The sequence below is a fragment of the Cellulosimicrobium sp. 4261 genome, from assembly GCF_040546915.1.
GTDB classification, from domain to species: Bacteria; Actinomycetota; Actinomycetes; order Actinomycetales; family Cellulomonadaceae; genus Cellulosimicrobium; species Cellulosimicrobium cinnabarinum.
Map to the genome: position 1 here is coordinate 210,113 of NZ_JBEPOQ010000005.1, position 19,815 is coordinate 229,927.

General features: G+C 74.8%; 18 protein-coding genes. 14 read left to right on the forward strand and 4 right to left on the reverse strand.

The features are described 5' to 3' along the window. The first annotated feature begins 14 nt into the window (after positions 1 to 14). Positions 15 to 1,025, forward strand: coding sequence for a DNA polymerase III subunit delta (holA, locus tag ABIE39_RS08975; protein WP_074809752.1), 1,011 nt, complete (start codon positions 15 to 17; stop codon positions 1,023 to 1,025). Between the two features lie 251 nt (positions 1,026 to 1,276). On the opposite strand, the gene rpsT is transcribed toward holA, so the two are convergent. From rpsT to ABIE39_RS08990, 3 genes are all read right to left on the reverse strand, one after another. Then, positions 1,277 to 1,537, reverse strand: a complete 261-nt coding sequence (rpsT, locus tag ABIE39_RS08980; RefSeq protein ID WP_043659362.1) for a 30S ribosomal protein S20 — start codon at positions 1,535 to 1,537, stop codon at positions 1,277 to 1,279. A gap of 270 nt (positions 1,538 to 1,807) precedes the next feature. Then, complete coding sequence (locus ABIE39_RS08985; protein WP_209829677.1) at positions 1,808 to 2,485, reverse strand: type II toxin-antitoxin system PemK/MazF family toxin; 678 nt, start codon at positions 2,483 to 2,485, stop codon at positions 1,808 to 1,810. A 284-nt stretch (positions 2,486 to 2,769) separates the two neighbouring features. After that, positions 2,770 to 3,348, reverse strand: a complete 579-nt coding sequence (locus tag ABIE39_RS08990) for a type 1 glutamine amidotransferase domain-containing protein (protein WP_108051312.1) — start codon at positions 3,346 to 3,348, stop codon at positions 2,770 to 2,772. A 204-nt stretch (positions 3,349 to 3,552) separates the two neighbouring features. Here ABIE39_RS08990 and lepA point away from each other — a divergent pair, with 204 nt between their 5' ends. The 3 genes from lepA (at position 3,553) to ABIE39_RS09005 (ending at position 8,052) form a co-directional block, all read left to right on the forward strand. Next, a complete protein-coding gene (gene lepA, locus ABIE39_RS08995; RefSeq protein ID WP_074809749.1) occupies positions 3,553 to 5,445 on the forward strand; it encodes a translation elongation factor 4 in 1,893 nt (630 codons plus the stop codon). Further along, entirely contained in the window at positions 5,442 to 6,734 is a 1,293-nt protein-coding gene (gene hemW / locus ABIE39_RS09000) for a radical SAM family heme chaperone HemW (RefSeq protein WP_354051409.1), read from the forward strand. The genes lepA and hemW overlap by 4 nt, the downstream gene beginning before the upstream one ends. 193 nt (positions 6,735 to 6,927) lie before the next feature. Beyond that, complete coding sequence (locus tag ABIE39_RS09005; RefSeq protein ID WP_354051411.1) at positions 6,928 to 8,052, forward strand: DUF2189 domain-containing protein; 1,125 nt, start codon at positions 6,928 to 6,930, stop codon at positions 8,050 to 8,052. 97 nt (positions 8,053 to 8,149) lie between these two features. Here ABIE39_RS09005 and ABIE39_RS09010 read toward each other — a convergent pair whose 3' ends face one another. After that, positions 8,150 to 9,013, reverse strand: a complete 864-nt coding sequence (locus ABIE39_RS09010) for a DUF3097 domain-containing protein (RefSeq protein WP_209829674.1) — start codon at positions 9,011 to 9,013, stop codon at positions 8,150 to 8,152. 174 nt (positions 9,014 to 9,187) lie between these two features. Here ABIE39_RS09010 and ABIE39_RS09015 point away from each other — a divergent pair, with 174 nt between their 5' ends. The 10 genes from ABIE39_RS09015 to ABIE39_RS09060 all read left to right on the forward strand — a co-directional run bounded on the left by ABIE39_RS09015 (position 9,188) and on the right by ABIE39_RS09060 (position 19,785). Further along, positions 9,188 to 10,651, forward strand: a complete 1,464-nt coding sequence (locus tag ABIE39_RS09015) for an MFS transporter (RefSeq protein WP_354051413.1) — start codon at positions 9,188 to 9,190, stop codon at positions 10,649 to 10,651. A gap of 79 nt (positions 10,652 to 10,730) precedes the next feature. After that, complete coding sequence (gene hrcA, locus ABIE39_RS09020) at positions 10,731 to 11,747, forward strand: heat-inducible transcriptional repressor HrcA (protein ID WP_175008359.1); 1,017 nt, start codon at positions 10,731 to 10,733, stop codon at positions 11,745 to 11,747. A 106-nt stretch (positions 11,748 to 11,853) separates the two neighbouring features. Further along, entirely contained in the window at positions 11,854 to 12,978 is a 1,125-nt protein-coding gene (dnaJ, locus tag ABIE39_RS09025; protein ID WP_043651775.1) for a molecular chaperone DnaJ, read from the forward strand. A gap of 13 nt (positions 12,979 to 12,991) precedes the next feature. Then, complete coding sequence (locus tag ABIE39_RS09030; RefSeq protein WP_175008360.1) at positions 12,992 to 13,804, forward strand: 16S rRNA (uracil(1498)-N(3))-methyltransferase; 813 nt, start codon at positions 12,992 to 12,994, stop codon at positions 13,802 to 13,804. Continuing rightward, on the forward strand, positions 13,801 to 14,163 hold the full coding sequence (locus ABIE39_RS09035; protein WP_021482946.1) for an HIT domain-containing protein: 363 nt from the start codon (positions 13,801 to 13,803) through the stop codon (positions 14,161 to 14,163). Before ABIE39_RS09030 ends, ABIE39_RS09035 begins: the two co-directional genes overlap by 4 nt. Positions 14,164 to 14,284: 121 nt before the next feature. Further along, positions 14,285 to 15,382 (forward strand): PhoH family protein, encoded by a 1,098-nt coding sequence (locus tag ABIE39_RS09040; RefSeq protein ID WP_354051415.1) that lies wholly within the window; start codon positions 14,285 to 14,287, stop codon positions 15,380 to 15,382. Continuing rightward, on the forward strand, positions 15,379 to 15,831 hold the full coding sequence (ybeY, locus tag ABIE39_RS09045; protein WP_021482948.1) for an rRNA maturation RNase YbeY: 453 nt from the start codon (positions 15,379 to 15,381) through the stop codon (positions 15,829 to 15,831). Before ABIE39_RS09040 ends, ybeY begins: the two co-directional genes overlap by 4 nt. After that, positions 15,828 to 17,162 (forward strand): hemolysin family protein, encoded by a 1,335-nt coding sequence (locus tag ABIE39_RS09050; RefSeq protein WP_354051417.1) that lies wholly within the window; start codon positions 15,828 to 15,830, stop codon positions 17,160 to 17,162. The genes ybeY and ABIE39_RS09050 overlap by 4 nt, the downstream gene beginning before the upstream one ends. Continuing rightward, positions 17,159 to 18,109: a GTPase Era gene (era, locus tag ABIE39_RS09055; RefSeq protein ID WP_175008363.1), complete on the forward strand. Its 951-nt coding sequence runs from the start codon at positions 17,159 to 17,161 to the stop codon at positions 18,107 to 18,109. Before ABIE39_RS09050 ends, era begins: the two co-directional genes overlap by 4 nt. Before the next feature lie 77 nt (positions 18,110 to 18,186). After that, entirely contained in the window at positions 18,187 to 19,785 is a 1,599-nt protein-coding gene (locus ABIE39_RS09060) for an acyl-CoA thioester hydrolase/BAAT C-terminal domain-containing protein (protein ID WP_175008364.1), read from the forward strand. Positions 19,786 to 19,815: the final 30 nt, after the last annotated feature.

The window sequence follows — 19,815 nt, forward strand, 5'->3', positions numbered from 1 at the left end:
GGCAGGCTGGTGCCATGCCCGCGCCGACCCGCACCGCCCGTCCGTCCGCCGGCCCGTCCCTCGCCTGGGACGACGTCCGGCTCGCGCCCGTGGTGCTCGTCCAGGGGCCCGAGTCGCTCCTCGCGGAGCGCGCCGTCGACGCGATAGCCGACCTCGCGCGGGAGCGCGACCCCGAGGTCGAGAAGGTGACGATCGAGGCCGCGACGTACCAGGCCGGGATGCTCACGGTGGCGGCCAGCCCGTCGCTGTTCGGCGAGGCGAAGGTCGTCGTCGTCGAGGGCGCCGAGTCGGCGACCGACGCGCTCGTCGCCGACGTCGTGGACTACGTGCCGGTCGCCGACCCGGCGACGACGGTCGTCGTCGTGCACGGGGGAGGAGTGCGGGGCAAGCGCATGCTCGACGCGATCAAGGGCAGCGGCGCGCCCGTCGTCACGGTCGAGGCGATCAAGAAGGACTCCGACAAGGTGGCGTTCGTCAACGCCGAGTTCCGCAGGGCCCGTCGCCGCATCGACGCGTCGGGCGTCCGAGCCCTCGTCGAGGCCCTCGGCAACGACCTGCGGGAGCTGGCGGCCGCCTGCAGCCAGCTCGTCACGGACACCGACGGCACCGTGAGCGAGGCCGTGGTGGACCGGTACTACGGCGGCCGGGTCGAGGCGACCGGGTTCCGGGTCGCGGACGCCGCCGTCGCCGGGAACGCGGGGGAGGCCGTGGCGCTCCTGCGGCACGCGCTCGCGACGGGCGCGGACCCGGTGCCGCTCGTCGCGGCGCTGGCGATGAAGCTCCGCGCCCTCGCGAAGGTCGGCGCGATGCGCGGCCGTGGCGGGGTCGCGGCGAAGGACCTCGGGCTCGCACCCTGGCAGGTCGACCGCGCGCGCCGCGAGCTCGCGGGCTGGACCCCGGAGGGGCTCGCGACCGCGATCAGCGCCGTCGCGCAGGCCGACGCCGAGGTCAAGGGCGCGGGGCGTGACCCGGTGTTCGCCGTCGAGCGCGCGGTGCTGACGATCGCGCGGGCCCACGGCCGCTGACCCAGCAGCCGCGCGACCGGGTACCGGGCTCGAGCCCCCGGCGCCGCGCGGCGTCGGGGATCCGACGAGGCGCCCGGCTTCGCTCCCGCTCGCGACCGTCGTCACGCCCAACGACGGCGTCGGCCCGGGCCGGACACCCGGCGCCGGACGCACGAGGGGCGCCGACCCGTGCGGGTCGGCGCCCCTCGTGGGAAACCTGTGCGAGCGTCGCGACGATCAGCGTGTCACGACACCGCGGGCGAACCGTGCGCTCAGAGAGCGTTGACGGACTTCGCGATGGCCGACTTGCGGTTCGCGGCCTGGTTCGCGTGGATGACGCCCTTCGAGACGGCCTTGTCGAGCTTGCGGGACGCCGCCTGGAGCGCGGTGGTCGCCGCGTCCTTGTCGCCCGCCGCGACGGCCTCGCGCACGCGGCGCACGTACGTCTTGAGCTCGGACTTGACTGCCTTGTTGCGCAGACGAGCCTTCTCGTTCGTGCGGATGCGCTTGATCTGGGACTTGATGTTGGCCACGTGTGGACTTTCTGGTTCTGTTCGCCGGAGCGAGCGGATAGGTCGTAGAGGGCGACTCCAGCTCCGGGACTGGGGTGGGGAACCCGTGGAGAGGTGCTGGAGCTGTGCCCGCCGACCTGGGCGGACACGCAGCCATCAAGAATACCAGCGGTCTGGTCGGGACCCTAATCGTCCCGCGCGGCCGCCGCGCCGTCGCCGTGCGGCCCCGCGCGAGGCCCGGAGGCCGGCGCGAGAGCCGGGGCTACCACCTCAAGAGCCGGGGCCACCGCCTCAGCGGTGTCGCGAGATCCCGTCGACCACGCGGTCGAAGACGTCGCGCCCGACGACGGCCCCCTCGCGGCGCACCGCGTCCGGGTCGACGCGCACCACGCGGTCCAGCCGGACCTCGCTGTCGCGCCCCTTCGCGTCCCACGGTCCCGACCCGATGTCCAGCCAGTACCGTCCCCAGCGCGCCTCGTCCTGGGCGTCGCGCGAGTGGTCCTTGCTCGTGAGCATCACGCCGAGGAGCCATGCGCCGTCCGATCCGACGAGCAGCACCGGCCTGTCCTTGCCCTGCGAGTGGTCCTCCTCGAACGGGACCCACGTCCAGACGATCTCACCGGGGTCCGGGTCGCCGTCGGGCCGCGGCGCGTACCGCGCGCGCACGGTGCCCTCGAAGTCGCCCGGGTACGCGCCCCGGCCGCCCGCCGTCCCGGCTTGGCCCGGTCGCCCGCCCGCCGCGGGGCGGGGACGAGGGCCCGGTGCAGCACCGGGACGCGGCCCGGGCCGAGGGGAGGGCGTGCGGTCGCCGCGGCCGCGGCCCGACGGCGTCCGCTCACGCCCCGGGGCCCGCGTCGCCGCGGTGCCCTGGCTCGCGCCACCCTGCCCCGCGCCCTGCGAGCGCGTGAGCCCGGAGACCACGGCGCGCGCCGCGTCGGTCAGAAGTCCCAGCCATCGGTTGCGTGCCACGCGCGCACCCTACCGGGCAGACGCGCGTCCGCCCGGGTGCCCCGGACGCCCGGCCGGCCGGACCTTGGCGCGCCGAGGTAGAGCCGTGGTCACCCCACCTCGCCGGACCAGGGCTCTGCCTCGCGGAACCAGGGCTCCACCTCGCGGGGCCGGGCCTCTACCTCGCGGGACCGGGGCTCCACCTCGCGGGGCCAGGGCTCTACCTCGCGGGACCGGGGCGCTACCTGGGCGGGCGCGCGGCGGATGACCCGCCGGTGCGGGTCACCCGGCGCGGACGGTGCGCGTCACCCGGCCAGGACCGCGTCCACCTCGCGCAGGAAGTCGTCGAGGTCCCCGGGGTCGCGCGACGTGACGAGCGTGTACCCCTCGTCGTCGCGCACGACGGACCGGTCGACCCAGGCGCCGCCCGCGTTGAGCACATCCGTCTCGAGGGACGCGTAGCTCGTCAGGGTCTTGCCCTCGACGGCGGCCGCCTCGACGAGCGCCCACGGGCCGTGGCAGATCGCCGCGACCGGCTTGCCCGCGGCCGTGAACGCGCGCACGAGGCTCACCGCGTCGTCCTGGAGGCGCAGCGCGTCGGCGTTGATCGTCCCGCCCGGCACGAGCAGCAGGTCGTACTCGGCGGGGTCGGCGTCGGCGTGCGTGAGGTTCGGGGTCACGGTGCGGCCGGGGTCCTTGTCGCCCACGAGGGTCTGCACGTCGTCGGCGGACGTGGCCGCGACGTCGACCTCCACCCCCTCGCCGCGCAGGTGCTCGAGCGGGACCACGAGCTCGTCCTGCTCGACGCCGTAGTTCGTCACGATCGCCAGCACGCGGCGCCCGCCGGGGCGGCCGGAGGTGCGGTGCTCGGTGTCCTGGGCCATGAGCGCTCCTCTCGTCGCCGGTCGACCCGGTGCGGCCGGCCGGTCCTCCACGCTAGGTCGGCTCGCGGCGCCCCGCAGGGCGGGCGGGTACCCGACGCCGGACGTGGGACAATGGTCGTTCCCGCCCGCCCGAGAGCGACCGTCGGCGCGCCGCCCCCGAGCGCGCGGCCCGACCCGCACGCCACTCCCAGGAGCGCACCCGCGTTGTCCCCGATCCCCAGTGCCCAGCTGAGCACCCGCATCCAGCCCGCGGCCACGCCGCCCGAGCTGATCCGGAACTTCTGCATCATCGCGCACATCGACCACGGCAAGTCGACCCTGGCCGACCGCATGCTGCAGCTCACCGGTGTCGTCGAGCCGCGCGCCATGCGCGCGCAGTACCTCGACCGCATGGACATCGAGCGCGAGCGCGGCATCACGATCAAGTCGCAGGCCGTCCGCATGCCGTGGGCCGTCGTGGCGGACGGCGTGGAGACGCCGCACGCGCTGAACATGATCGACACCCCGGGGCACGTCGACTTCACGTACGAGGTCTCGCGGTCGCTCGCGGCGTGCGAGGGCGCGGTGCTGCTCGTCGACGCCGCGCAGGGCATCGAGGCGCAGACCCTCGCGAACCTGTACCTCGCGATGGAGAACGAGCTCGAGATCATCCCCGTGCTCAACAAGATCGACCTCCCGGCGGCGCAGCCCGAGAAGTACGCGGAGGAGCTCGCGAACCTCGTGGGCGGCGACCCGGACGACGTGCTCAAGGTCTCCGGCAAGACGGGCGCGGGCGTCGAGGTGCTGCTCGACCGCATCGTCGAGCGCGTGCCCGCGCCGGTCGGCGACGCCGACGCCCCGGCGCGCGCCATGATCTTCGACTCGGTCTACGACACCTACCGCGGCGTCGTGACGTACGTGCGCGTCGTCGACGGCAACCTCAACCCGCGCGAGCGCATCGTCATGATGTCGACGCGCGCGACCCACGAGCTGCTCGAGATCGGCGTCATCTCGCCGGAGCCGATCGTCACGAAGGGCCTCGGCGTCGGTGAGGTCGGCTACCTCATCACGGGCGTGAAGGACGTGCGCCAGTCGAAGGTCGGCGACACGGTGACGAACGCGGCGAAGCCCGCCGCGGACGCGCTCGGCGGCTACTCGGACCCGAAGCCCATGGTCTTCTCGGGCCTGTACCCGATCGACGGGACCGACTACCCGGTCCTGCGCGACGCGCTCGACAAGCTCAAGCTCAACGACGCCGCGCTCAACTACGAGCCGGAGACGTCGGTCGCGCTCGGCTTCGGCTTCCGCGTCGGGTTCCTCGGCCTGCTGCACCTGGAGATCGTGCGCGAGCGGCTCGAGCGCGAGTTCGACCTCGACCTCATCTCGACCGCGCCGAACGTCGTCTACGACGTGACGCTCGAGGACGGGACGCTCGTCAACGTGACGAACCCGTCGGAGTTCCCGGGCGGCAAGATCAAGCAGGTCAGCGAGCCGGTCGTGCGGGCGACGATCCTCGCGCCGAGCGAGTTCGTAGGCACCGTGATGGGCCTGTGCAACGACCGTCGCGGCCAGATGCTCGGCATGGACTACCTGTCCGAGGACCGCGTCGAGCTGCGCTTCACGCTCCCGCTCGCCGAGATCGTGTTCGACTTCTTCGACCAGCTCAAGTCCCGCACGCGCGGGTACGCGTCGCTCGACTACGAGCCCTCGGGCGACCAGGTGGCCGACCTCGTGAAGGTCGACATCCTGCTCCAGGGCGAGCAGGTGGACGCGTTCAGCGCGATCGTGCACAAGGACAAGGCGTACGACTACGGCGTCATGATGACGGCGAAGCTCAAGGAGATCATCCCGCGCCAGCAGTTCGAGGTGCCGATCCAGGCGGCCGTCGGCGCGCGCGTCATCGCGCGCGAGACGGTGCGCGCGATGCGCAAGGACGTCCTCGCGAAGTGCTACGGCGGCGACATCAGCCGCAAGCGCAAGCTGCTCGAGAAGCAGAAGGAGGGCAAGAAGCGCATGAAGAACATCGGGTCCGTCGAGGTCCCGAAGGACGCCTTCATCGCCGCGCTCTCCTCCGACGCCGCGGGCGGCAAGGACGCCAAGGACAAGTCGAAGAAGTGAGCCCGGCGCTGCCCGAGGGCGAGCCGGTCCCGCCCGACGGCTCGCTGCCCTCCTGGGTCGGGGGAGGCACGGGCGGCACGGAGCCCGCGGCCCGCGGGTTCGGGGTCTACCTGCACGTCCCGTTCTGCTCGGTGCGGTGCGGGTACTGCGACTTCAACACCTACACGGCGTCCGAGCTCGGCGGGGGTGCGAGCCAGGCGTCGTACGCGAGCACGGCGCTGCGCGAGATCGACCTCGCCGCGCGCGTGCTGCACGACGCCGGGCTGCCCGCGCGTCCGGTCTCGACGGTCTTCGTCGGCGGCGGCACGCCCACGCTCCTGCCTGCGGGCGACCTCGTCCGCCTGCTCGACGGCGTCCGCGAGGCGTGGGGGCTCGCCGCGGACGCCGAGGTGACGACGGAGGCGAACCCGGACTCCGTGACGCCCGAGTCGCTCGCCGAGCTCGCTGCGGCCGGGTTCACGCGCGTGTCGTTCGGCATGCAGTCCGCCGTGCCGCACGTGCTCGCGACGCTCGAGCGCACGCACGACCCGCGCCGCATCCCGGACGTCGTGCGCTGGGCGCGCGACGCCGGCCTCCAGGTCTCGCTCGACCTCATCTACGGCACGCCGGGGGAGAGCCTCGACGACTGGCGGGCCAGCCTCGAGGCCGCGCTCGCGACCGGCGTCGACCACGTGTCCGCGTACGCGCTCGTCGTGGAGGCAGGGACGAAGATGGCCGCCCAGGTGCGGCGCGGCGAGGTCGCGCTCCCGAGCGAGGACGACCAGGCCACGAAGTACGAGCTCGCCGACGAGCTGCTCACGGCGGCGGGCCTCACCTGGTACGAGGTGAGCAACTGGGCGCGCACCGACGCCGACCGCTGCCGCCACAACCTCGCCTACTGGCGCGGCGACGACTGGTGGGGGATCGGTCCCGGCGCGCACTCCTACGTCGCGGCGACCGGTGCCGGGTCCGCGGTGACGTCGCCCGAGGACGCCCGGGTCGGGGTGCGCTGGTGGAACGTCAAGCACCCGCGCCGGTACGCGGCGCTGCTCGAGGCGGGCACGAGCCCGGCGGCGGGACGGGAGCTCCTCACGCGGGCGGAGGGCCGGCTCGAGCAGGCGATGCTCGGCGTGCGGCTGCGCGAGGGTCTCGACCTCGCGGTCCTCGCCCCGTCCGGCCGGCGTGCGGTCGCCGGGCTCGTCGCGACCGGGCTCCTCGACGGCCGCGCGGCGGTCACCGGCCGTGCCGTGCTGACCCTGCGGGGGCGGCTGCTCGCCGACACGGTGGTGCGCGCGATCACGGACGAGTGACGTCGGTGCCGGGGCCGCCTCGACCCGGCACGCGCTCGGCGACCACCGGTGCGCGACGGCGGCGGCGGGCCCGGCGTCGTGCCGTGCTCCCGGCTCTCGCCGCGCGGTCCTGGCCACGAACCGCCAAGGTGGACCCAGCACGTCGACGGAGCGTGCGGCCCGCAGCACGTGACGACGAGGAACGAGGTGCACGATGACCGACCCCACGAACCCGGGCGGCGAGCCGCCCCGCGACGACGAGCACACCCCCGCCGACGGAGCGGGCGGCCCGCCGCCGGACGCCACGCCGCCGTCGGGCCCGGGCCCCGACCGGCCCGACGCCGCGGCGTCCGGGGGCGACGTGCCACCCGCCTCGCCGTACGGCCCGGGCGGTGGAGCCCCGCGCGACCCGGCCGCCCCGCACGACCCGGCCGCCCCGCCGGCGGGCCCGCCCGCGTACGGGGCACCGGGTGCCTACGGCGCCCCGTCCGGTGCGCCGGGCGGCGCGACCGGGGGACCGACCGCACCCCCGCCGGGCGCGTACCCGCCCCCGTCCGGCGCGTACCCGCCGCCCGCCGGCGGATACCCGCCCCCGGCCGGGGGGTACCCGCCGCCGCCCGGGTCGTACCCGGGCGCCGCCGGAGGGTACGGCGGCCAACCGGGCTACACGGGCCCGGCGTTCGGCGTCGGCGACGCGATCTCCTACGGGTGGCGCCGCGTCACGTCGAACCTGGGGCCGTGGATCCTCGTCGCGCTGATCTTCCTCGCGGTCAACGTCGCGTGGAGCTGGATCACGGGCGGGTTCGACCAGTTCCAGGACCAGTTCGACTACTCCGACACGAACTTCGCCGCCCTCGGCGGGCTCACCTTCACGAGCGTGCTGCTCGGGATCGTCGGCACCGCCATCGGCTATCTCATCACCGCGTTCTTCACGCGCGGCGCGCTCGACGAGGTGGACGGGCGTCGGCCCGACGTCGCCGCGTTCTTCCGCATCGGCAACGTGCTCAACGTGCTGCTCGCCGCCCTCATCGTCGGCGTCCTGTCCGGGATCGGGTTCTTCCTGTGCGTCCTGCCCGGGCTCGCGATGCTGCTGTTCTCGGCGTTCGTGTACTACGTCGCGCTCGACCAGGGCGTCGACGCGATCACGGCGATCCGCACGAGCTTCTCGCTCGTCGCGAAGAACTTCGGGCAGGTGTTCCTGCTCCTGCTCGCTCTCGTCGGGATCAACATCCTCGGCGCGATCCCGTGCGGGCTCGGGCTCTTCGTGACGATCCCGCTGAGCTACGTCGCCGTCGGCTACGCCTATCGCCGTCTCACGGGTGGGGTGCCGGCCGCCTGACACCCGGCCGCAGCCCTCGCCGCGCCCCGGTGCCGCCCGTCGGTGCCGGGGCGCGGTGCGTCTCGGGCGGGGTGCGTCCCGGGCGCCGGGCGACCGGTCAGGGCGCGGTGACGAAGTCGATGAGCTCCTCGACGCGCCCGAGCAGCGACGGCTCCAGGTCGGCGTACGTGCGCACCGTGCCGAGGATGCGCTGCCACGCGCGGCCGACGTCCTCCGGGGTCTCCGCGGGCCAGCCGAGCTCGCGCAGGATCCCGCGCTTCCACTCGGTGCCGCGCTCGATCACGGGCCACCGCTCCAGGCCGATCCGGGCCGGCTTCACCGCCTGCCAGACGTCGACGTACGGGTGCCCGAGCACGAGCACCGTGCCCGCGGGCGAGCGTCGCAGCGCCTCGTCGGCGATCCGTCGCTCCTTGCTGCCGGGCACGAGGTGGTCCACGAGCACGCCCACGCGCCGCTGCGGCGTCGGGCCGAAGTCGGCGAGCGCGGCCGCGAGGTCGTCGACGCCGTGCAACGGCTCGACGACGACCCCCTCCACGCGCAGGTCGTCGCCCCACACCTTCTCGACGAGCTCGGCGTCGTGCTTGCCCTCGACCCAGATGCGGCTCCCGCGCGCGACGCGCGCCCGCTGCCCGACGACGGCCCGCGAGCCCGACGCGGTGCGCGTCGGGGCGGCGGGGGCGCGGGAGGTGACGGGCGGGGTGAGCTCGACGGGCGCGCCGTCGACCCAGAACCCGGGCCCGAGCGGGAACGTGCGGGTCCGGCCCGCACGGTCCTCCAGCACGACGACGTGCATCCCGCCCGACTTCTCGACCCGTACGACGGCGCCGACCCACCCGGTCTGCACCTCCTCGACGACGAGGCCGCGCTCCGCGGGCTGCGGGCGCGACACGGGTCGCGCGCGGTGGTGGGAGGGGGCGGGCGTGCCGCCGAGGACGTCGGAGCCGTAGCGGTCGAAGGACACGGCGTCACCCTAGGCCAGCGTCCGCCGTGCGCCGCCGAGATCGCCCCGTGCGTCGCCGGATCGGCCTCTCGAGGGTCGACCTCGGACCCTCGGGCCGACCTCGGACCCTCGGGCCGACCTCGGGCGACGGCTCCCGGCGCGCGCGCTCCCGGGGCGGGGTGGTACCACGGACCGATGAGCCAGGAGCGCGCCGAGCCGGACCCGAACCGCTGGCGCGTGCTGCCGGTCTGCCTCGCGGTCGGCTTCATCACGACGCTCGACGTGTCGATCGTCAACGTGGCCCTGCCGTCGATCGAGTCGTCGCTCGACGCGGGTCCCACGGAGCTGCAGCTCGTCGTCGCGGGCTACACGCTCGCCTTCGGGCTCGCCCTGGTGCCCGCCGGGCGCCTGGGCGACGCCGGCGCTCGGCGCGCGCTGTTCATCGCCGGGCTCGTGGGCTTCGCGCTCATGAGCCTCGCGTGCGGGCTCGCGCCCACCGACACGTGGCTGGGCGTCGCGCGCCTGCTCCAGGGCGTGAGCGCCGGGGTGCTCAACCCGCAGGTCGTCGGCCTGATCCAGCAGGAGTTCCGCGGGTACGAGCGCGGGCGCGCGTTCGGCATGTTCGGCGCGACGATCGGTGTCTCGACCGCGCTCGGGCCCCTGCTGGGCGGCCTCATCATCGCGGCCGCCGGCCCCGAGACGGGATGGCGCTGGGTGTTCCTCGTCAACATCCCCGTCGTCGCCGTGCTCCTGCCGTTCGCGTGGCGTCTCGTGCCCGGGCCGCCGCGCACCGGCTCGGGCGCTGCGCGCGGGCCGCGCCGGCTCGACCTCGTCGGGCTCGGCCTGCTCGGCGCCGCGACCCTCGGCGTGATGATGCCGTTCGTCACGACGACGGGCCGCGGCGACGACGTGTCCCGCTGGTGGTGGCTCGTGCCGGCCGTCGGCGCGCTCGTGGCCGCCGTCGCGTGGGAGCGGCGCTACCAGCGCCGCACGGGCGAGGCCGTGCTCGACCCGCAGGTCGTGGGGCTCGGGTCCTTCCGCAACGGCGCGCTGCTCGGCCTCGCGTACTTCGCGGGGTTCACGGGCATCTTCCTCGTCGTCACGCTCTACCTCCAGGACGAGCTCGGGTACACCCCGCTGCAGGCGGGGCTCGTCGGCACGCCGTTCGCGGTCGCGTCGGGCGTGTCGGCGTGGTTCTCGGGCCGCTGGGTCGCGCGCTGGGGCCGCGAGCTCGTCGTCGTCGGCGTGGTGCTCGTGCTCGTCGGGGTGGTCGCCGCGGAGGTCGTCGTGCGCACGCTCGGGAACGACCCGGGCGCCGTCGGCCCGGCGCTCGCGGTCGCGCTGCTGGTCGCCGGTGCGGGCAGCGGGACGGTCATCGCGCCGAACCAGACGCTCACGCTGTCCGAGGTGCCGGTGAGCCGGGCCGGGGTGGCGGGCAGCATGCTGCAGCTCGGCCAGCGCATCGGGTCGGCCGTCGGGATCTCCGTCGTCCTGTCCGTGTACTACGGCGGCCTCGCGGGCGGCGACTCGGCGGCGGACGCGACCGGGCGCGCCCTCCTGGTGACGATCGGCCTCGTCACGGTCGCGCTCGCCGTCGGGCTCCTCGACCTGCGTTCGCGACGAGCGGAGGACCGCCGGACGGGCCGCGCGGACGCGTAGGATTGGCACTCGGAGGTCGAGAGTGCCGACGCCCGCACGCCCGCCCGGGCGGCGACGGTGCGGCACGCGGGAGGTGGACGTGAGCGAGGAGCGCCGGCTCGAGGTGCTGCGGGCCATCGTCGAGGACTACGTCCTGACGCGTGAGCCCGTGGGGTCGCGCGTGCTCACCGAGCGCCACAGCCTCGGCGTCTCGCCCGCCACGATCCGCAACGACATGGCCGCCCTCGAGGACGCGGGGTACATCGCGCAGCCGCACACGTCCGCGGGCCGCATCCCGACGGACAAGGGCTACCGGCTCTTCGTGGACCGCCTCTCGGGCGTCAAGCCGCTGTCCGCACCGGAGAAGCGCGCCATCGAGACCTTCCTGTCCGAGGGCGTGGACCTCGACGACGTCATCGCGCGCGCCGGGCGGCTGCTCGCGCAGCTCACCGGGCAGGTCGCCGTCGTGCAGTACCCCTCGCTGAGCCGGTCGGGCCTGCGCCACCTCGAGCTCGTGCCCGTCGGCGAGTCGCGCCTCCTGGTCGTCATCATCACGGACACGGGCCGCGTCGAGCAGCGCACGCTCGAGGTCGCGAGCCTGCCGGACGAGGGGACCCTCGTCGAGGTGCGCGCACGGCTCAACGCCGCGGCCGCGGGCAAGCGCCTCTCGGACCTCGCGCCCGGTCTGGCCGCCGTGACCGAGAGCTTCCACCCCGACGACGCCCCGCTCGTCCGCGCGGTGGGCGACCTCGTCGCCCAGACGCTCGCGGAGGAGAGCGAGGAGCGCCTCGTCCTCGCAGGCACGGCGAACCTCGCCCGCGCGGGCATGCGGTTCGAGCACGCGCTGCGCCCCGTCCTCGAGGCGCTCGAGGAGCAGGTCGTCCTGCTCGGGCTGCTCACCGAGATGGCCGCCGAGTCGGGCGTGAGCGTCCGGATCGGTCGCGAGACCCAGCTCGAGGGCCTCGCGGAGACCTCCGTCGTGACGACCGGTTACGGTAACGACGGTGACACGGTCGCGCTCGTCGGCTCGATCGGGCCGACCCGCATGGACTACCCCGGCACCATCGCGGCGGTGCGCGCGGTCGCGCGCTACCTGTCACGGGTGCTCGGCACGTGAGCCCCGCGGTCTCCCCGCCCGCGGCGGGCCCGCTCGACGACCACCCCCGACCCCTCCCGACCGGCCCCGCGCCGGCCTCACGACCCGCACCAGCAGAGAGTGACGTGTGAGCGACTACTACGAGATCCTCGGCGTGGCCCGTGACGCCAGCCAGGACCAGATCAAGAAGGCGTACCGCAAGCTCGCGCGCGAGCTGCACCCGGACGTCGCGGGCGAGGAGGCGGGCGACCGCTTCAAGGACGTCGCGCGCGCGTACGAGGTGCTGTCCAACCCGGAGAAGCGCCAGCAGTACGACCTCGGCGTCGACCCCAGCGCCCCCGGTGGCGGAGGCGGCGGCCCCATGGGCGGCGGGTTCGGCTTCCAGGACATCTTCGAGACGTTCTTCGGCGGCGCCCAGGCGCAGCAGGGCCCGATCCCGCGCGCCCGCCGGGGCCAGGACGCGCTCGTGCGGCTCGACATCGACCTCTCCGAGGCGACGTTCGGCGCGCAGCGCGAGCTCCAGGTCGACACGGCGGTCGTCTGCGGTACGTGCGGCGGCACCTGCTGCCGCCCGGGCACCTCGCCCCGCACGTGCGAGGTGTGCCACGGCCGCGGCACGGTCCAGCGCGTCGCGCGCTCGTTCCTCGGCCAGGTCATGACGAGCGCGCCGTGCGCCGCGTGCCAGGGCTTCGGCACGGTCATCCCCGAGCCGTGCGCGGAGTGCTCGGGCGAGGGCCGCGTGCGCAGCCGCCGCAGCATCACGGTCAACGTCCCGGCGGGCGTCGACACGGGCACGCGCATCAAGCTCACCGCGCAGGGCGAGGTCGGCCCGGCCGGCGGCCCCGCGGGCGACCTGTACGTCGAGATCCGCGAGCGCAACCACGACACGTTCGTGCGCCGCGGCGACGACCTGCACTGCACCCTCCAGGTGCCCATGACGGCGGCCGCCCTCGGCACCGTGCTCGAGCTGGAGACGCTCGACGGGCTCCAGGAGATCGACCTGCGCCCCGGCACGCAGCCGAACCAGATCGTCACGCTGAAGAACCTCGGCGTCGGGCACCTGCACGGCAGCGGGCGCGGCGACCTCAACGTCCACATCGAGGTCCAGGTGCCGACGGCCCTCGACCCCGAGCAGGAGCAGCTCCTGCGCTCGCTCGCCGCGCTGCGCGGCGAGGAGCGCCCCGAGCCCCGGCTCGCCGCCGCGCACCCGGGCGTCTTCTCGCGCCTGCGCGACAAGCTGTCCGGCCGCTGAGCGGGGCGCGCGCATGAGTGCTCCGGTGTTCCTCGCCGAGACGGGGACCGACGGCGTCGCGCCCGGCGACCGGTACGTGCTCGACGGCGCGGAGGGCCGGCACGCGGGCGTCGTGCAGCGCCGCGGCGCGGGCGAGCGCGTGGACGTCGTCGACGGCGACGGGCTCCGGCTGCGGTGCGTCGTCGAGCACGCCGAGTCGGGCCGCGTGACGCTCCTCGTGCAGGAGGTGGACCGCGAGCCGGCGCCGGACGTCGTCGTGACGCTCGTCCAGGCGCTCGCCAAGGGCGACCGCGACGAGATGGCGATCGAGGCGGCGACGGAGATCGGCGTCGACGTGGTCGTGCCGTGGCAGGCGGAGCGCTCGGTCGTCGTGTGGCGCGGCGAGCGCGCGGCGAAGTCCCGCGCGCGGTGGCTCGCGACGGTCCGCACGGCGACGAAGCAGGCCCGGCGCGCGCGCCTGCCCCGCGTCGAGGTCGCGCTCGACTCGCGCGGCCTCGCGGCGCGGGTCGTCGACGTCGTCGCCGCGGGCGGTCGCGCGATCGTCCTGCACGAGGAGGCGACGACGCCGCTCGCCGACGTCGCCCTGCCCGCCGGTCCGGCCACGGACGGCGCGCCCGCGCCCGAGGTGCTGGTCGTCGTCGGCCCGGAGGGCGGGATCTCCGACCGCGAGCTCGCCGACCTCACGGAGGCCGGCGCGGTCGCGGCGCGGCTCGGGCCCCACGTCCTGCGCACCTCGACCGCCGGTCCGGTGGCCGTGGCGCTGCTCGCCGAGCGGCTCGGCCGCTGGGGCGTGGCCGGGACGCGTGGTCTAGCCTCGGGGTCATGACGAGCACCGACCTGCGCACCGACCCGGACTGCCTCTTCTGCCGCATCGTCGCGGGGGAGGTGCCCGCCGACGTCGTGGCGACGAGCGAGCGCTCGATCGCGTTCCGCGACATCGACCCGCAGGCTCCCGTGCACGTGCTCGTGGTCCCGCGCGACCACCACGGCGACATCGCGCAGCTCGCGGCGGCGGACCCGGAGCTGCTCGGCGACGTCGTCGCGCTCGCGGACGAGGTGGCGGGCGACCTGGCCGACGGCCAGTTCCGGCTCATCTTCAACTCGGGGCCGCGCGCCGGCCAGAGCGTGTTCCACGTGCACGGCCACGTCATCGCGGGCGCCGAGCTCGGCTGGTCGCCCGCCTGAGCCCTGCGCGAAAGCGCGTGTGACGCCCGGCCGCTCTCGGTACGATGGAAGCGATCTGCGGGGCGGTGGCCGTCCCGGACCCACTGCCCGACCGAAGGAGCGCAGCGGCGCAAGCCGGCTCATGACCTCTCTGTCCCGAGAACCCGACCCCTCGTCGCACCGGGTCGAGCACCGCATCGTCATCCCGAACCACGTGCCGATGGTGGCGCTCCTCGGTAGCCGCGACTCCGTGCTCCGGGCCGTCGAGGAGGGGTTCCCCGCCGTCGACGTGCACGTGCGGGGCAACGAGATCGCGGTCGGCGGGCCCCCGGGGGACGTCGCGCTCGCCGCGCGCCTGCTCGACGAGCTCGTCGAGGTCGTGGAGGCCGGCACCCAGCTCACGGCCGACGTCGTCTCGCGGTCCATCGCGATGCTCACCGCCGCGACGGTGTCGCGGCCGGCCGAGGTGCTGACGCTCAACATCCTGTCGAGCCGTGGCCGCACCATCCGGCCGAAGACCGTGGGGCAGAAGCGCTACGTCGAGGCGATCGACGCGAGCACCATCACGTTCGGGATCGGCCCCGCGGGAACGGGCAAGACGTACCTTGCGATGGCCAAGGCCGTGCAGGCGCTGCAGTCGAAGCAGGTCAACCGCATCATCCTCACGCGCCCGGCCGTCGAGGCGGGGGAGCGGCTCGGGTTCCTGCCCGGCTCGCTGACGGAGAAGATCGACCCGTACCTGCGCCCGCTGTACGACGCGCTGCACGACATGATCGACCCCGACTCGATCCCCAAGCTCATCGAGGCCGGGACGATCGAGGTCGCGCCGCTCGCGTTCATGCGCGGGCGCAGCCTCAACGACTCGTTCATCATCCTCGACGAGGCGCAGAACACGACCACCGAGCAGATGAAGATGTTCCTCACGCGCCTCGGCTTCGGGTCCCGCATGGTCATCACGGGCGACGCGACGCAGGTCGACCTGCCGGGCGGCACACAGTCGGGGCTGCGCGTCATCGAGGACGTCCTCACCGGTGTCGACGACGTCGAGTTCTGTCGCCTCACGTCCTCCGACGTGGTGCGGCACCGGCTGGTGAGCGACATCATCGACGCGTACGCGCGCTGGGACCTCGCGACGGCGCCGGCGTCGCGACAGGGGACGAGCGGCGGCGCTCGCCGCCGCGACGACGACCGCCGCGGACGCCCCGCGGCACGAGACCGACGGACGAGGGACGACGCGTGAGCATCGAGGTCAACAACGAGACCGAGGCCGAGGTCGACGAGGCCGAGTTCGCGGCGCTGGCACGGTACGTGCTCGACGCGATGCGCGTGCACCCGCAGAGCGAGCTGTCGATCCTCTTCGTCGACACGGACGTCATGAGCGAGCTGCACGTGCGCTGGATGGACGAGCCCGGCCCGACGGACGTGCTGTCGTTCCCCATGGACGAGCTGCGGCCCGGGCGCGACGGCGAGGTCGCCGGCCCCGGCCAGCTCGGCGACGTCGTGCTGTGCCCGGAGGTCGCCGCCCAGCAGGCGGTGACGGCGGGCCACTCGACCGCGGAGGAGATGCTCCTGCTCACGACGCACGGCATCCTGCACCTGCTCGGCTACGACCACGCCGAGCCGGAGGAGGAGAAGGAGATGTTCGCGCTGCAGCGCAAGCTGCTCCTGACCTTCCTCGCAGGCCGGTGAGCGGCGAACCCGTCGCGCTCCTGGCGGCCCTGACCGTCCTGACGGTCGTGCTCGCGGCCGCGCTGAGCGCGGGCGAGGCCGCGGTGCTGCGCGTGACGCGGGCCGCCGTCACGGAGGCAGCCCTGGGCGACGACGCGTCCGTGCCCGCCCGCCCGGAGGGCCGTCGGGCGCTCGCGCTGCTCGCGGACCCGGCGGCGACCGTGCGCTCCGTCGGCTTCGTGCGCGTCGTCGCGGAGGTCGCGGCGGTCACGTGCCTCACGCTGCTCGTCGCGGCGTGGATCGAGCCGTGGTGGCAGGTCCTGCTCGTCGCGCTCGCGGTGAGCGTCGTCGTCGGGCTCCTCGTGGTGCGCGTGAGCCCGCGGTCGCTGGGTCGTCGGCACGCCGTGCGCGTCCTGCTGAGCCTGTCGCGCCTGCTCGCGGTCGTCGTCGGGGCCACGCGCTGGCTCACGCGGCTCGCCCCGGCGCCCGACGAGGGGGCGCACCAGCGCGAGCTCCAGGACATGGTGGACCGCGTCAACGAGTCCGAGGTCATCGAGGAGGAGGAGCGCGAGCTCATCCGCTCCGTGTTCGAGCTCGGGAGCACCCTCACGCGCGAGGTCATGGTGCCCCGCACCGACATGGTCACGACGTCGCGCGACACGCCCCTGCGCAAGACCCTCTCGCTCTTCCTGCGCTCCGGCTTCTCCCGCATCCCGGTGACGGGCACCTCCGCGGACGACCTCGTGGGCGTCGCCTACTTCAAGGACGTCGTGCGCGTCCTGCAGGGCGGCCCCGGGACCGACGCGCGGCCCGTGGGCGAGGTCGCGCGCCCCGCGATCTTCGTGCCCGAGTCCAAGCCGGTGGACGACCTGCTGCGCGAGATGCAGGCGTCGTCGTCGCACATCGCGATGGTCGTCGACGAGTACGGCGGCGTCGCGGGTCTCGTGACGATCGAGGACGCGCTCGAGGAGATCGTGGGCGAGCTCACGGACGAGCACGACCGCCCGGAGCCCGAGGTCGAGGACCTGGGCGACGGCGTCCTGCGCGTGCCCGCCCGCCTCGGCGTCGAGGAGCTCGGCGAGCTCTTCGGCCTCGGCCTGGACGACGACGACGTGGACACCGTGGGCGGCCTGCTCGCCAAGGCGCTCGGCAAGGTCCCGCTGCCCGGCTCCGTGGCGGAGGTCCACGGTCTGCGCCTCGAGGCCGACCGCGTCCAGGGCCGCCGCAAGCAGCTCGCGACCGTCCTCGTCTCCGCCGCGACCTCGCCCGACGCCCCGGACGCCGAGCCGGACGATCCCCACCCCGCGGCCGACACCCGTCAGCCCCTCCCCACCGTGAAGGACACCCCGTGAGCACGACCACCCCCGAGCACCGCTCCGGCTTCGCCTGCCTCGTCGGGCGGCCCAACGCGGGCAAGTCGACCCTGACGAACGCGCTGGTCGGCCAGAAGGTGGCGATCACCTCCGGGCGCCCCCAGACGACGCGCCACACGATCCGCGGGATCGTGCACCGCCCCGACGCGCAGCTCGTCCTCGTGGACACCCCGGGGCTGCACCGCCCCCGCACGCTGCTCGGGGAGCGTCTCAACGACCTCGTGCGCGAGACCCTCACCCAGGTCGACGTCATCGCGTTCTGCCTGCCCGCCGACCAGAAGATCGGCCCGGGCGACCGCTTCATCGCGAACGAGCTCGCGGAGCTCATGCGGGGTCGCCGCGGCACGCCCGTGGTCGCGGTCGTGACGAAGGCCGACCTCGTGGACCGCGGCACGCTCGCCGCGCACCTGCTGGCGGTCGACCGGCTGGGGGAGGCGGCGGGCGGCTGGGCCGACATCGTGCCCGTCTCCGCCCAGGACGGCTACCAGGTCGACGTGCTCACCGACGTCCTCGTCTCCCACCTGCCCGAGGGCCCCGAGCTCTACCCGGGCGGCGAGCTCACGGACGAGCCGGAGGCCGTCATGGTCGCCGAGCTCGTGCGCGAGGCGGCGCTCGAGGGCGTGCGCGACGAGCTGCCGCACTCGCTCGCGGTCCAGGTCGAGGAGATCGTGCCCCGCGAGGGCAGCGGCGACGAGACCGCGGGGCGCCCGCCGCTGCTCGACGTGCGCGTCAACCTCTTCGTCGAGCGCGACTCGCAGAAAGCGATCGTCATCGGCCGGGGCGGGTCGCGGCTGCGCGAGGTCGGGACGCGCGCACGGCACGGCATCGAGGCGCTGCTGGGGGCGAGGGTCTACCTCGACCTGCACGTGAAGGTCGCCAAGGACTGGCAGCGCGACCCCAAGCAGCTCCACCGGCTCGGCTTCTGACGCGGGGGGACGTCCCCCGTGCCGTCGTCGGGACGGCATCAGGGACCGGCCGGCGGCCCGCGACGTACGATTCCTCGGTGATCTTCCGGACCGCCGCGACGACGGCAGCCCTCGCGATCGTCCTCGCGATCGTCGGAGCGGTCACCGGGCCGCAGTGGGACCCGGTGCCCGTGACCGAGCACCTCGTCCCCGAGACGCCCGACACGACCGTCGGCGGGCAGCCGCCCGGCGGGGCCGCCCCGGTCGGCACCTACGACGTGCGCGAGACGGACGTGACGGTCCGGCTCGACGGCGCGACGGTCGGGGGCGTGCTGCGCGAGCCCGTCGACGCGGGCGACGACCTCCCGGGCATGGTGTTCGTGCACGGGGCAGGGACCGGCCTGGCGTCGGAGGCGTTCGTGGACGTCGCGACCGACCTCGCGAGCGCGGGCGTCGTGACCCTCGTCCCGGACAAGCGCCTGGACACCTACACCACGCGTCACCGTGACTACGAGGCGATGGCGCGCGACTACGCCCACTCCGTGGACCTCCTGCGCGCCCGCCCGGGAGTGGACCCGGGACGCGTGGGGCTGTACGGGGAGTCCGAGGGCACGTGGATCGTGCCCGTGATGGCCGCCGACGACCCGACCATCGCGTTCACCGTCCTGGTGTCCGCGCCCGTCGTGCCGCCGCGCCAGCAGGCCGCGTTCGCGGTCGACAGCTACCTGCGCAACACCGACGTGCCCCACGGGGTGTTCCGGGCGATCCCGCGAGCCGTCGGGATGGCGATCCCCGGCGGCGGGTTCGAGTACGCGGACTTCGACGTCGAGCCGTTCCTCGAGCGGCTCACGCAGCCGGTGCTCGTCGTGTACGGCACGGCGGACCCGTCGATGCCCGTCGAGCAGGGGGCGCGGCAGATCCTCGACGCCACCGGGCCGTCGTCGCAGGTGCCGGGCGGGGCGGACGTCACCGTGCGCTACTACGCGGACGCGAACCACGGGATCAAGATCGACGACGTGCTCGTGCCCGACTTCCCGCGGGACGTGAGCGCCTGGGTGACGTCCCTGCCCGCGAGCGCGACCGCGCTGCCGCAGGTCGCGGGCGCGGAGCCCACGCAGCAGTACCTCGCCGGGCCGGTCCCGTCGCCGCGCTGGCTGGGCAACGGCGACCTGTTCGTCGGCCTCGTCCTCGCCGCCGTCGGGCTGCTCGTGCTCGGCCCGCTCGTCGGCCTCGTCGGCGGTCTCGTGCGCCGGCTGCGGCGGGTGGCGGGCCGGCCGGGCGCCCCCGCCGGCCTCGCCCCGGGCTTCCGGGTACCGCTGCTGGGCCTCGGGGTCGGCGCGTTCGCGACGACGGTCGCGCTCGTCGTGTACCTCGTGGCGACGGCGCGGCTCGCGCTCGACTACGAGAAGGACGCGTGGGTCGTGCAGGGCGGCTGGATCGGGGTGCGGCTCGTCGGTCTCGCGACGCTCGTCGCGGGCGCTCTGCTGGTGAACCGGGCGGCCGAGGTCCGCTCCGCACGCCGCGCGCACGACGAGCGCCGGGGCACCGACCAGGTGGTCGCCGCGGAGGAGGGCGCGAGCGCGCTGCAGGTCGCGCGGGGCGTGACCCCGCGCGTCATGCTGTGGTGCGTCGTCGCGGGCGCCACGGTCCTGCTCGTCATCCTCGCGTACTGGGGCGTCTACCAGCTCGGCATCTGACCGCGCCGGTGCGCCGTCGTCCGGGCCGAG